This is a genomic window from Staphylococcus nepalensis (genome assembly GCF_014635045.1).
GTDB lineage: Bacteria > Bacillota > Bacilli > Staphylococcales > Staphylococcaceae > Staphylococcus > Staphylococcus nepalensis.
Genome location: NZ_BMCF01000007.1, coordinates 164212 through 176914, shown reverse-complemented (window position 1 = coordinate 176914; position 12703 = coordinate 164212). Strand labels below are relative to the sequence as shown.

The window sequence follows — 12703 nt, the reverse complement described above, 5'->3', positions numbered from 1 at the left end:
AATCGTGTATCCAGTAATAACGTTGTCATCCTCTAATTTTTTCACTCTATTTGTTGCTGCTTGACCAGTTAGATTTACTTTTGCTCCTAAATGCTTCATTGAAATTTTACTGTTATTTTTTAATTCTCTAGTTATTTTTTTGTCTAATTCGTCCATTTTTAACGCTCACTTTCAATCTTCAAGTATTTAGTTAAAAACTCTTTAAAATTTATATTTAAACAGATAGGTCAACCAATTAAGATAAATATATACAAAAATTTGGAGGAATTATTATGGCGTGGATAAACACTAAAGATGGTTTAGAAATATACTATGAAAGACAAGGTGAAGGAACACCAATAGTCTTTCAATCAGGTTATATGGGCATTCATGATATTTGGAAAGATCAAGTTAAACTATTAAAAGAAAGTTATTTATGCATAACACATGATAATAGAGGTTACGGTCTTTCAAGTAAGCCTGTAGATTCATCATTTTATACTATGGAAAAAAACGCAGAAGACCTTAAATCTGTACTTGATGCAAACAATATTGCTGAACCTATATTATTAGTTGCTCACTCAATTGGTAGCTTAGCTTCATTAGCTTTCGTTACAAAATATCCGCAACTCGTTAAAGGGATTATAATGGCAGGTGGAGGTTCTTTTACAGGAGAATCAGTACTTAAAGCCGGAGGGAATGAGGAAATGTTTGCAGCTTCTCAGACGACACCTAGCGAAGCTCAACAATTTTACCAACGTTTAGGTTGTTCAAGCGAAATTGCATTAGAGGCATCTAAATGGCAGCCTACTGTTTTCAAAAACCAAACACGAGCAATGTTGTATTATACTGCAGATACGAAATTGTTATCATTAGACGTTCCTGTCTTAGTTATTCATGGAAAAGATGATATAGTTTCAACTAAAGAAAGCGTTTATGAAATTGTGGAAAACTTACCAAATGCAGAGTGGCTAGAAATGGAAAACGTTAATCACTTCCCACAGTTGGAACATCCTCAAAACTTAAATGTTATTATTGAAAATTTTATCGCAAAATACTTCAATTAACAATTATTCGAATAACAACACAGTTCTTAATGAATATAGAAAACAATCTTTTATTATGATTGTTTTCTAAAATGTTCCATATTGAGACAATATTTGATTTTGAAACGATTAAAAGAACCAAGACAACACAAACGAAATCTATAAATAACCAGTAAAAACGTTTTATTTGTAAGCTTTTTACATACAAAAAAGAGGGCAAGCACTAAGTACTCCCCCTCAAATATAATATAGTATTTATTTATAGTAGCCTTTTATCTTATCATGTTAAGTTTTAAACCAAGTTTCTATTATCTGAGTCTTCTTTATCTGATTCTTTTAATGTAACTATTTCAAAGCCAATATAACCAAAGATAACTGAAATAATTGGTATCATCGCAAACGGTGCGTAATCCATTACAGATACGTCTAGTGTTGATGCTATAAATACACCACATATATTCTAGAGTACAAACACTGACGTTAATGTTATAGACCACCAACTTATACATTGCATAGTAAATTTTTTGAAATTAAGATCTCAACCTCATAGCAGGTCAGGCTCTTTTCAATACGTTTAACTAAACACTGTAGTTTTTACTTTCAAATCTTTTAACAAATAAGTTCAAAATGATGCCAATTAAAATTATACCACTAGAAATAAAAGTTATTCTCACATATTCTACACCTGCATTTAATAGCAATGTCCCAATGATTGCTCCTAGGAAGTTAGCTACATTAAATACTGATGCTGCAAGAGTACTAGAAAGTAATGGTGCTTCTTTTGCGCTTAATATAATTTTACTATTAAGCAACGGTACAGAACCGAAGTTTGCAAAACCAAACATAAAACAGATCACTATTGCTGTTACAGCAAATCCTAGAGCATATGTTAATAACATTAATGTAATTATTAAAAAGATAAATACATAAGATAAATATTTGGTTAAGTTCTCTTGGGAAGCTTTACCTGATATGATATTCCCAATAACAGCTCCAGTACCAAAAGCTAATAAACATAATGTTAGACCAGGTACATTAAATGGTGAAAACTGCTGAATCATTGGTTCCATAAAGGTATAAGTTGTAAAAACACCAGAGTAACCAAAAATTACAATTGAAATAACCAACAGAAAATATGGATTTTTAAATACTTTTAACTCTTGTTTTAAATTCATTTCAGAACTTAAACTTACATTAGGTATTACTTTAAACAATTCAATTAAAACTATTACACCTATAGCAACAATAATACCAAATACAATACACCAACTTGCTACTCCGCCAATGAAAGTGCCGAAAGGTACACCTAGCATTACTGCTATTGTTAGCCCAGCTTGAACTAAGGCTATAGCTCCAGTTTCTCTTCCTTTAGGAACAACGACAGCACCTACACTCATACATACACCAAAAAATGGTGCGTGCATACTCGCAGATAAAAATCTTGATAACAATAATACATTAAAAGTCGGTGCTAACATAGCTATCACATTACTAAATATAAAAATTAAGACAAGAATCGGCAATAATTTTTTAGGCGATACGTTTAAAGTGAAAGCTCTAACTATGGGGCCTAACACAGCAACGCTGATAGCATAAACACTGATTAATAACCCAGCGCTCGATACAGAAATATTCATGTCTTTTGCTATTTGTGTTAAAAGCCCTGTAACAACATATTCTGTCATACCTATCGTAAAAGTACCCAACATAAATATGATAAATAACATTCTATATCCTTGTGTCATATTCATTCCTCCCTCTAAAAATAGATAAGCTTTAATTATATCAACTAAAAAAGCAAGATTTTCATTCTATACATTTCAAGCTTACGTTTCAAGAGTATTTTATACATAAATTTTTAAATCGATCGTTTATAAAACACACTTTCTTAATCAGTTGAGAAAGTGTGTTTTTGTATGTTTAGAGCCTACCCTAATTAAAGAACCAGAGATACATGTAAAAATACTATTTCTATATGCATGATTAGCGTGTTTGAAAAAGAAAAAAGTCCGAAACACTTTTAAATAAGTGTTTCGGACTTTTGGTTTAATTAACATAAAGAATAGTTTTTTAATATTAATAATAATTGTTTAAAAAATTAATGATGGATTTATTAATCCATTGAGGAGCTTCCTGTTGTACATAATGACCTATATGTGGGATGATAATTTTATTTTTTAGGTTAGGTACATATTTTTCCATTGAATCAATAGCATGCATATTAAATTGAGTAGCAGTATCTAATTCACCGCCAATAAAAAGAGTTGGCTGTGCAATTGTATTTTGGCTTTCTTTTTCTAAATCTGACCAATCATAATCTACGTTTCTATATCGATTTAATGCACCAGTAAAACCCGTTTTTTTAAAATTATTTGTAAAATAGTCTAAATCTTCCTCTGTTAACCAATTTGGCAGCTTAGTAGGCTCCGGAATGTTATCTAATAAATTGGCGTTTTTGGGTAATCCTGCTACTATTTCTTTTTGTGTACCTTCTGGTGCATCGCCTGAAAGACCAAAAAAAATACGTCGTAGAGTCTTTTTATAATCTTCCTCCATTTCTCTTTCTGCTACTCCTTGTTTTTGAAAATATAGCAACCAATTAAAAGAAGATGAATTTTTTTTAATTAACTTTGTTAATGGCAGAGGAGGTCTTGGGGAGAAAGGTACACTTAATGATACTAATACATCAAATTTTTTGGGATGGATTTGGGCACACGCCCAAGCAATATTGGCTCCCCAATCATGCCCAATAAGTGCCACCGTTTTTAATTCTAGTTTATCTATTATTTGTACAATATCTGTTACCATGTTTCTCATACTGTATGATTCTATATCATCTGGAACACTGGATTGTCCATAACCTCTTAAATCAATTGCTATTGCTCTGTAACCATTTTGGGCTAAATATGCCATTTGATGTCGCCATGAATACCATAGTTCAGGGAATCCATGTAAAAAAAGAACAGGTTTACCTTTTCCCATTTCCACGATATGAATACTTATATCGTTAACGTCCACATTGTATTCTAAAATATTAGACATTTAAATCGTCTCCTAAATAAATTGTAATTTGGTATTTGACATACCCTTTAATTTAAATAAATGTTTTACACCTTTCATATATTTAGTCATTTACTGAACATAAATGAACGCCAAGCAATGATAGGTTTTCCTGATTATTATTTAGAATAAGTGTAACTCTAAATGTGCCATCGATATTGTGACCTTTAAAGTTTCCTTTTTGCGATTGTGTCCCAATAATAATAGTAGAATTGTCATGTGATCTCTCACTAATTATTTCAAAATTGAAATCTTCATTTTTTAAACCGTTTTTATAGCGGTCTATCCATTGTTGTTTAGATAAAATAAAGCCGACTGGTCCCACACCTATAAAATCTTCATTCAATAAGTCGGTTAGTAATTGAACGTCTTCGTTTTTTTCTGCATTAATCCACTCGTTAATAAATTCATTTACAAACATAATAATTCCTCCTATATTTTGATTTTCAATAATTACTATTTTCTAATAGATACCAAAATGATATAAAAACACGCAGGTATGGGTGCCCCATGAGATGAGTATATTATTTGTAACTTTTCCCAAATGTTTCATAAGTAAACCAACTGAGTAGTAAAAATATAACCGCTATAGTTGTTATTAAATTCCCTTGTAAAAAAGGTAAAACTTCTTGATTTGTTGCTAATCTAATGGCTCTTAATACGAAGTTGGTTATTAAAAGGATTAGCCCTAATAAACCTATAACTTCACCTAAGTTAAAAAGGATAGGATGCTTTAGCTTTTTTCCATCATCTACAATTTTATCTTTCAAGTAATCATCTCCTTTTAACAGCTCATCAACAGTGATATTAAATATTTCACTTAAATGGATAAGTGTTTCTATATTGGGATAACCTTTGTTTCGTTCCCACTTAGAAATCGATTGTCTACCTATATTGATTTCTTTTGCTAAGTCTTCTTGAGATAAATTCAGTCTTTTTCTCTCTTTTTTCAATTTTTCGTGGAATTGCATATTAGGTTACCTCCCATTAAAGTAAATATAGTTTTTTCTTTTTATTATGTTAAGAATCCAGTGGTAGCAATATGTAACTTTAAAGTTGCATCGAATATAGATGGTAAATTAAAGGTTTAAAGCAGTCCTTTAAAAACTGCTGAAATGAATATATTTCGTATAGGCAATATAAGTTTGTATGATATTAATAGTTACAAATAGATCCTAACTCCTTACAATAATTTATATAACAAGCAATAGAATTTAATTGCTTGTTAAGATGAGCATCTAGTTCTCTATTGGTTGTATTGTAATGCTTTCTAATACTATTAAAATCTTCTTCGTATATTGTATTAGTAATCTTTTTAATTTCTTCAAGACTATAAATATTTTTCCGTAAGTAGGAAATAATAATAGTTTTACGCACCTCATTTTTATCATAAAAGCGATAGCCACTTGATTGAGATCTTCTACTTTGAATGAGGTCTCTTTTTTCCCAATAACGTATGGTAGAAGATTGTAGGTTGGCAAAAGCAGCTAATTGTCCAATACGCATTTCTTTTTGCTTAATTGGATTTTGATGAAAAGTGAGAAGAAAGTCTTTGTGTATTTTCAATGTCTCTTTTTTATTGGCTAATTTCTTTTGGGTATCTGTAATTAGCCAATGCGCTTCGGTAAATCTCTTCTCAATTGCTAAAGTCATTAATTTGTATGCGGTTTTAATATCAAATCCGTTTAAGAGTTGTCGAATTGTTCTAAAAGCCATTAGATGAATATCTTCATATCTTCTATGTCGGCCTTTTGTGTACGGAACTGATGGGATTAATCCAAACTTTTCATATTTTTTCAAAGTTGTATTACTCACGTTAATATAACCAACCATTTCTTTCATAGTGTAAGACATATACTCACAACCTTTAAATTAAACTTTAAACTCCTTGTTCCGTTTATTGTAATATAAAATCAGTATATATGCTGTTAACTTCCTATAAACTGAAAGGTTGCTTTAACCTGATAAACTTAAAAATGAGGTGGTAAAAATGGAGATTAAAATAAAAGACGCTTATGAGAAAAATTTGAAGCATGTAGATTTAAATATTCCAAGAAATAAGTTGAGTGTCATTACTGGTTTATCAGGATCAGGTAAAACAACTTTATTAAAAGATGTTATTTATACCGAAGCCCAAAGACAATATCTAGAAACCATGAATTACCAAGGTATTCCAAAACCTAAAGTAGAAGAAATTAAAAATTTATCACCAGCTATATTGATTGATCAAGAAGATAAGAATGATAACCCACGTTCAACTCTTGGGACTCAAACAGACATTTACACAGATTTAAGAATGTTATTTGAAAAACTACACCAACGAACTTGTCCTAATTGCCGAGCAGAAATTTGTTCTAGCGATTCTATAGAAGAAACAGAAAAAGTTAATGACAAGTTTAAAGTATATATGTATTGTCCCCAGTGTGATTATAGAATGGAAAAGTTAACAAGAGCACATTTTTCTTTTAATACTAAAGTAGGTGCTTGCCCAACTTGTAAAGGTATAGGAAAGCAGTTAGTCATTAAAAGTAATCTATATCAAAAAGATAAAACAATTCTTAAAGGCGGGGTAGTTATTTGGCCAAGTAATTATGCTGAGTATCAATTGAAATCTTTTAATGCGCTTTTAGATTATTTAGATATATCAATCCCCCAGAATATAGTGTTAAGAGAATTCACTGATGAACAATTTGATATATTAAAGCATGGTATTCATTCTGAACAAATCCCAACAGACCTAAAGAATCATTTGCCCTCAAAAGTAGCTGAAGGTAGATTTGAAGGTGTTGAAACAAAAGTATGGGAAAAAATTGCAGAAGAAAAAACGGTGCCTCAAAAATTTAAAAATTTTGTTCAAGAAGATGTATGTTTAGATTGTAAGGGGGAAAAATTAAACCATTTGAGTAGATCAGTAAAAGTTCAAGGCTTTAGACTACCAGAAATTGATGAATGGGATTTAAAACAAATTTTAAATTGGATACCAAAAATTAAAAAGAGTGATAATAAAATCACCTCTTTAGTTAGTAACTATATTCTTGATATTGAAACGAAAATAACTCGTCTCAACCAACTTGGGCTTAGCTATTTATCGTTAAATCGAGAATATGGAACACTTTCAGGAGGAGAAGCTCAAAGAATTAAATTAGCTGCAGTATTAGATTCTAAAATGACAGAATTAATTATAATTTTAGATGAACCTAGCATTGGTTTACATCCCTCAGATATAGAAGGTTTACTGTTAATGATTAATGCTATAAAAAAACGTAATAATACAGTTTTGATAATTGAACATGATGAAATGTTGGTTAAACAAGCAGACTATATTATTGAAATTGGTCCAGAATCTGGAGCGTTCGGAGGAGAAATCATTTCTTCTGGTACCTATAATGAATTACTAAATGATTCCAAATCATTGCTGTTTCAATCAAAACTTCCAAATTTTAAACAAACTAGTTATTTTCGTGATATAACGGATGACGCTGTAAAAATAAAAGACGCTAATAAGAATAATTTAAAAAAAGTAACACTCACTTTGCCAGCAAATTGTCTCACAGTGATAACTGGCGTTTCTGGTTCTGGCAAATCAAGTTTACTTTTTGATGAAATTGCAGCTAGTCAATTAAAAGATAATCAAGTAGTTCAATGGAAAAATAATTTTAAAGATATCATTGTGATTAATCAAAAAAGACCTACAAGAAATAAGAGATCAGTTATAGCTACTTATTTAGATATATTCAAAGAAATTAGAGTGTTGTTTGGTAAAAAAGCAAAAGAATTAAAATTACCATTTTCAGCTACTGATTTTTCTTTTAATTCTGGTCACGGAAGATGTTCTGAGTGCCTAGGTTTAGGTGTTATTGAAAGCAATAATTTATTTTTTGAGAACACAACACTAACTTGCCAAAGTTGTTTGGGTAAGCGATATAAAGAAGAAGTATTGAATGTGAAAATTAACAATCAATCTATATCAGATATATTAAATTTATCAATCAACGGAGCGATACAATTTTTTAAAAATCATAATTTAGATAGTACGCCCTTAACGCTGTTAAAAAAGACTAACTTAAACTATATTTCACTAGGTCAAGCAACAGATACTTTATCAGGTGGTGAAATGCAAAGATTAAGTCTTGCAAGTGTAATTTCAAAACAAAAGAGCAATAAATATGTATTTATTTTAGATGAGCCAACAATAGGTATGCATAAGATTGATATATACCACTTTATGGTGTTAATTCAACAGCTTGTAGAAGATGGGAACACATTCTTCTTTATTGAACATAATACGGATGTTATAAAACAAGCGGATTACGTCATTGAACTAGGCCCTAATGGGGGGAATAAAGGAGGGGAAATTATATTTAGTGGTAATATCTCAGAATTTTTCCAATCTAATACTATTACTTCTAATTATTTTATTTGAAGGAAATGACTTATTTATAATTAAGAGACTCCGATTCAAAAGGGTTATTGTGTTAGCCTTTTAATACGTTCCTTATTGAAAAAGAAATCCCTTTTTATAAATTTTGTTAATATAGTAGAATATAGAATTCAAAATAATAAAGGAGCGAGATAAATGAATGCTGTAGATCATACAATTCAAAAAATAGTAGAAGAAATAAGTGGATTGCCCGGAGTTGTAGGAGTTGTGTTAGGTGGTTCTCGAGCAAAAGGTAATCATAGACCGGATTCTGATATAGATATAGGCATCTATTATGATGAAACACAAGGATTTAATACAGACAATATTGAAAAAGCAGCATTAAAAATTAACGATGAGAAAAAAGATGACTTAATTACATCCTTAGGAGATTGGGGAGAATGGATCAACGGCGGTGGATGGCTGCTTGTGGATGGTTATCATGTAGACTTAATTTTCCGTGATATTAAAAAAGTGAATGAAGTAATAAAAGATTGTTTGTTAGGTAAAGTAACTATTCATTATCAAACCGGTCATCCTCATGGTTTTTTGAACGTTATGTATATGGGTGAGTTAAATATTTGTAAAATTTTAGCTGATCCACAAAATAAATTAAGCGAGCTTAAAAATAAGACTTTTCCGTACCCTCCTAAAGTTAAACAATCAATAACTCAATTCTTTGCTTTTGAAGCTTCATTTTCCTTTATGTTTATCGAAGACAACATTAATAAGAATGATATTTCGTATATAATGGGGCATTTATTTCGATGCATTTCTTGCTTAAATCAAGTTATTTTTGCGAAAAATGAAATTTATTGTATTAATGAAAAGAAATCTGTAGCTATGATCAATGAATTCCCAATAAAACCTAAAAATTATAAAAATCGAATCGATAATATTGTGTCTTCTCTTTCAATGGATGAATATAAAACGAAGCAATCTATTGAAGAATTAAGAAAAATAATTGAGGAAACCAATATATTATAACCTATTGTTATTAAGACAAAACTTTATTTTATTCCCACTATTTGGGGTCAGTTCAGTACTGTAAGTGGCTTTGTTAAATGTATAATAAAAATGTTAGGGCTATACTGTTAATAAAGAGCATTAGCTCCATTTGGTGGCGTTAATGGATTCTCTTTATTAATTCTATCAAAAAACATAATCCCAATAAAAACTTATAAAACTTGAATTTATAATAAAACTTTATATTTTCAATCATATTAATTATACTATAATACATTCAATAATTTACGCTTAATTTTTGCATGCATTTAGAAAATAACTTGTTATGAGTTATGTTAACGTTTACAATAAGATTTAAATATAAATATCTATTTTATATAAAGATAAAAGTAATAGAAGTGAATTATGTTTCATTAATAAAGGGAGGAATGAAATTATGAGTACTAAACGAATACCTGATGGACATCGCACTGTGACACCTTATTTGATAGTCGAAGAAGCTGACAAGTTCATTGATTTTCTTAAGCACACTTTTGAGGCTAAAGAGGAGACTGAACGTTTTACAAGTTCAGACGGAGTGATTCAACATGTCGAGATTTGCGTTGGTGACTCAATAATAGAATTATCTGAGGCAAGAGAAAGATTTCCTTCTATGCAAAGTGCGCTTCATGTATTCGTCGAAGATACTGATAGTTGCTATAAACGTGCTCTTGAAGCTGGTGCTACTTCTTTGTATGAACCACAAGATATGCCTTATGGAGAACGAAGTGGAGGCGTGAAAGATGAATCTGGTAACCATTGGTACATTGCCACTTCTTTGGGTTCCTAGGTGTATGTTTGGGTATTAAATTAAAGAGATATAGTTAAAGAGAAAGAAGAAAAACCTAAAAAGATTTTGGCGTTGTTTATTGGGAAACTAACTGTAATAAAACAGCACGACAAGTTTATAAACTTGTCGTGCTTTTTTTATGAATAGAACTTCTTATAATCGTCTATTACGCTATTTTAACAAATTTGATACAGCTTATAAAATCAGTTTTGGATACTTCACATATTAGGAAATGGCTAGTTTGTTGTCAATTTTTATATATAATCTAAAAGGCTAATTATGATACAAGAGGAATAGTGTTTATAAAAAAATACAACGACAAAATATCGAAAAAATTTTATGCTATAGGATGATATGCTCCCTCCCAAGTAGATATTTTATTTCAAAATTCCTATTCTTCCATGCCTAACTCTTTCAATGCCATTTTCTCAAATGCTGACTCTCCTGATTTCATAGCAAATTCAGCAATAAACATTGGAAATACTGCATTAAGTTCTATTATATGCTCTTTCATTCGTGGCCATGTTTCACCTCCAGCTTTACCATACGCTGTTATGAGTTGCTCTAACCCTTCGTCGTCGAATACACGGTAGTGCCCCATAAAGTCCATGGATGGATCGGAGTGGGTTGCTTCAGTCCAGTCTATGAGACCTGTGACGTTTTCTTGGTTATCTACCATTATATGTCCTGGATGTAAATCTCCATGTATCATGGTCGCATGACGAGGCCATAGTTCGTCGTTTTCTAACCATTGTTTCCATCTGTTCCATAATTCATATGCTACGCCATAAGTTTCTTTAACTTTATTCATTCTTCTTTGAAAGTCAATTTTTATTTCTTGTATAGTTTTAATTTTTATATGCTCTGAGGTAATGTTTTCTTCTGGTATATTGTGTAAATCTACGAGCGTTTCGGCTAATGTATTAATAAAGTTTTCTGATACTGGTTTGTGTTCAATTTCCCAGACATAATTTTGTATTTCTGGGTCTATTGTGGCTGCAGGTTTGCCTGTAAGTTTTGGGTAAGCAATAAGGTCTTTTGCATGTACTTTCCACTTCGGTATTTCAAATAAAACATTATTTTGTAAAAAGTCTACCATTTGTTTTTCGGCTTTTGTTCGTTTATAAACATCAGGTCTTCTTGGTAGTCTTAAAACCCATTGTATACCATGTTCATCTTTTCCAAATGCAACTTGGAAATCAAGGCCCGATTTATTCAATGAAATTGTTCGAGGTTGGATGTGTAATTGATGTTTTTCTGCACATTTAATAATTTCACTATGTTGAGTCATTTTATTGGCTCCTTATTTTTATTATATTTTTCTTAAGAACTTATTTTTATATTGATATAAATGAAGCTAATCTGCAAATGATAACTAATTGTAAGACTTCGGATATAATGTATGAAAGTAATTTACATTATACTATTATAGGTTCTGTTGCAAAGTAAAAAAATATAGCTAACCACTAATTTATCATGTCAGTGTTCGCTTAACTTGCTAGCATGATGCTAATTTCGTGGCATGGCGAAAATCCGTAGATCTGAAGAGACCTGCGGTTCTTTTTATATAGAGCGTAAATACATTCAATACCTTTTAAAGTATTCTTTGCTGTATTGATACTTTGATACCTTGTCTTTCTTACTTTAATATGACGGTGATCTTGCTCAATGAGGTTATTCAGATATTTCGATGTACAATGACAGTCAGGTTTAAGTTTAAAAGCTTTAATTACTTTAGCCATTGCTACCTTCGTTGAAGGTGCCTGATCTGTAATTACCTTTTGAGGTTTACCAAATTGTTTAATGAGACGTTTGATAAACGCATATGCTGAATGATTATCTCGTTGCTTACGCAACCAAATATCTAATGTATGTCCCTCTGCATCAATGGCACGATATAAATAACTCCATTTTCCTTTTATTTTGATGTACGTCTCATCAATACGCCATTTGTAATAAGCTTTTTTATGCTTTTTCTTCCAAATTTGATATAAAATTGGGGCATATTCTTGAACCCAACGGTAGACCGTTGAATGATGAACGTTTACACCACGTTCCCTTAATATTTCAGATATATCACGATAACTCAATGCATATCTTAGATAGTAGCCAACGGCTACAGTGATAACATCCTTGTTAAATTGTTTATATCTGAAATAGTTCATACAGAAGACTCCTTTTTGTTAAAATTATATTATAAATTCAACTTTGCAACAGAACCACTTATTTTATAACTCAGCATTTGACATTACATTTTTTCTCGCTAGGTATTTTTTTAACCTACCATATTAATTATTAATACGCCTACTATACTAATTGCTAATATAATTTTTTCATAATTTGCCTTCTTTCTTTGTGAAAATACAACTTAAAGATTTATCAATTAACAGCCATTATTGGGAT

The 12703-nt window shown here is 30.7% G+C and carries 12 protein-coding genes and 1 pseudogene; 4 read left to right on the top strand and 9 right to left on the bottom strand.

Annotated elements, in window-relative coordinates:
• On the bottom strand, positions 1-156 hold a 156-nt coding region (locus IEU88_RS10960; RefSeq protein WP_188350418.1), incomplete at its 3' end, for an Lrp/AsnC family transcriptional regulator.
• A 116-nt stretch (positions 157-272) separates the two neighbouring features.
• On the opposite strand from IEU88_RS10960, the gene IEU88_RS10955 reads away from it, so the two are divergent.
• On the top strand, positions 273-1046 hold the full coding sequence (locus IEU88_RS10955) for an alpha/beta fold hydrolase (protein WP_103373411.1): 774 nt from the start codon (positions 273-275) through the stop codon (positions 1044-1046).
• 271 nt (positions 1047-1317) lie between these two features.
• On the opposite strand, the pseudogene IEU88_RS13885 reads toward IEU88_RS10955, so the two are convergent.
• The 6 genes and pseudogenes from IEU88_RS13885 to IEU88_RS10925 all read right to left on the bottom strand — a co-directional run.
• A pseudogene (locus IEU88_RS13885) lies at positions 1318-1512 on the bottom strand (Na+/H+ antiporter NhaC); the annotation flags it as partial.
• Positions 1513-1603: 91 nt separating this feature from the next.
• The gene (locus IEU88_RS10945; protein ID WP_103373410.1) at positions 1604-2770 is read right to left on the bottom strand and encodes an MFS transporter; all 1167 of its coding nucleotides are present in this window, start codon (positions 2768-2770) and stop codon (positions 1604-1606) included.
• A gap of 331 nt (positions 2771-3101) precedes the next feature.
• Positions 3102-4067, bottom strand: coding sequence for an alpha/beta fold hydrolase (locus IEU88_RS10940; protein ID WP_103373409.1), 966 nt, complete (start codon positions 4065-4067; stop codon positions 3102-3104).
• 82 nt (positions 4068-4149) lie between these two features.
• The gene (locus tag IEU88_RS10935; RefSeq protein ID WP_103373408.1) at positions 4150-4506 is read right to left on the bottom strand and encodes a nuclear transport factor 2 family protein; all 357 of its coding nucleotides are present in this window, start codon (positions 4504-4506) and stop codon (positions 4150-4152) included.
• Between the two features lie 103 nt (positions 4507-4609).
• Complete coding sequence (locus IEU88_RS10930) at positions 4610-5056, bottom strand: helix-turn-helix domain-containing protein (RefSeq protein WP_103373407.1); 447 nt, start codon at positions 5054-5056, stop codon at positions 4610-4612.
• 184 nt (positions 5057-5240) lie between these two features.
• Positions 5241-5927 carry a MerR family transcriptional regulator gene (locus IEU88_RS10925; RefSeq protein ID WP_160148674.1) on the bottom strand — a complete coding sequence of 229 codons (687 nt, stop codon included), beginning with the start codon at positions 5925-5927 and terminating at the stop codon, positions 5241-5243.
• A 148-nt stretch (positions 5928-6075) separates the two neighbouring features.
• On the opposite strand from IEU88_RS10925, the gene IEU88_RS10920 reads away from it, so the two are divergent.
• The 3 genes from IEU88_RS10920 (at position 6076) to IEU88_RS10910 (ending at position 10300) form a co-directional block, all read left to right on the top strand.
• Entirely contained in the window at positions 6076-8508 is a 2433-nt protein-coding gene (locus IEU88_RS10920; protein ID WP_103373405.1) for an ATP-binding cassette domain-containing protein, read from the top strand.
• 153 nt (positions 8509-8661) lie between these two features.
• The gene (locus IEU88_RS10915; RefSeq protein ID WP_103373404.1) at positions 8662-9492 is read left to right on the top strand and encodes a nucleotidyltransferase domain-containing protein; all 831 of its coding nucleotides are present in this window, start codon (positions 8662-8664) and stop codon (positions 9490-9492) included.
• Between the two features lie 415 nt (positions 9493-9907).
• Positions 9908-10300: a VOC family protein gene (locus tag IEU88_RS10910; protein ID WP_103373050.1), complete on the top strand. Its 393-nt coding sequence runs from the start codon at positions 9908-9910 to the stop codon at positions 10298-10300.
• 391 nt (positions 10301-10691) lie between these two features.
• Here IEU88_RS10910 and IEU88_RS10905 read toward each other — a convergent pair whose 3' ends face one another.
• Both IEU88_RS10905 and IEU88_RS10900 read right to left on the bottom strand, forming a co-directional pair.
• A complete protein-coding gene (locus IEU88_RS10905; protein ID WP_103373051.1) occupies positions 10692-11591 on the bottom strand; it encodes an Mph(C) family macrolide 2'-phosphotransferase in 900 nt (299 codons plus the stop codon).
• Between the two features lie 199 nt (positions 11592-11790).
• Positions 11791-12465 carry an IS6-like element IS257 family transposase gene (locus IEU88_RS10900; protein ID WP_001105987.1) on the bottom strand — a complete coding sequence of 225 codons (675 nt, stop codon included), beginning with the start codon at positions 12463-12465 and terminating at the stop codon, positions 11791-11793.
• Positions 12466-12703 lie beyond the last annotated feature (238 nt).

Coding starts and splice junctions, on each gene's coding strand:
- IEU88_RS10955 (WP_103373411.1), top strand. CDS start 273: ATGGCGTGGATAAACACTAAAGATGGTTTAGAAATATACTATGAAAGA.
- IEU88_RS10945 (WP_103373410.1), bottom strand. CDS start 2,770: ATGACACAAGGATATAGAATGTTATTTATCATATTTATGTTGGGTACT.
- IEU88_RS10940 (WP_103373409.1), bottom strand. CDS start 4,067: ATGTCTAATATTTTAGAATACAATGTGGACGTTAACGATATAAGTATT.
- IEU88_RS10935 (WP_103373408.1), bottom strand. CDS start 4,506: ATGTTTGTAAATGAATTTATTAACGAGTGGATTAATGCAGAAAAAAAC.
- IEU88_RS10930 (WP_103373407.1), bottom strand. CDS start 5,056: ATGCAATTCCACGAAAAATTGAAAAAAGAGAGAAAAAGACTGAATTTA.
- IEU88_RS10925 (WP_160148674.1), bottom strand. CDS start 5,927: ATGAAAGAAATGGTTGGTTATATTAACGTGAGTAATACAACTTTGAAA.
- IEU88_RS10920 (WP_103373405.1), top strand. CDS start 6,076: ATGGAGATTAAAATAAAAGACGCTTATGAGAAAAATTTGAAGCATGTA.
- IEU88_RS10915 (WP_103373404.1), top strand. CDS start 8,662: ATGAATGCTGTAGATCATACAATTCAAAAAATAGTAGAAGAAATAAGT.
- IEU88_RS10910 (WP_103373050.1), top strand. CDS start 9,908: ATGAGTACTAAACGAATACCTGATGGACATCGCACTGTGACACCTTAT.
- IEU88_RS10905 (WP_103373051.1), bottom strand. CDS start 11,591: ATGACTCAACATAGTGAAATTATTAAATGTGCAGAAAAACATCAATTA.
- IEU88_RS10900 (WP_001105987.1), bottom strand. CDS start 12,465: ATGAACTATTTCAGATATAAACAATTTAACAAGGATGTTATCACTGTA.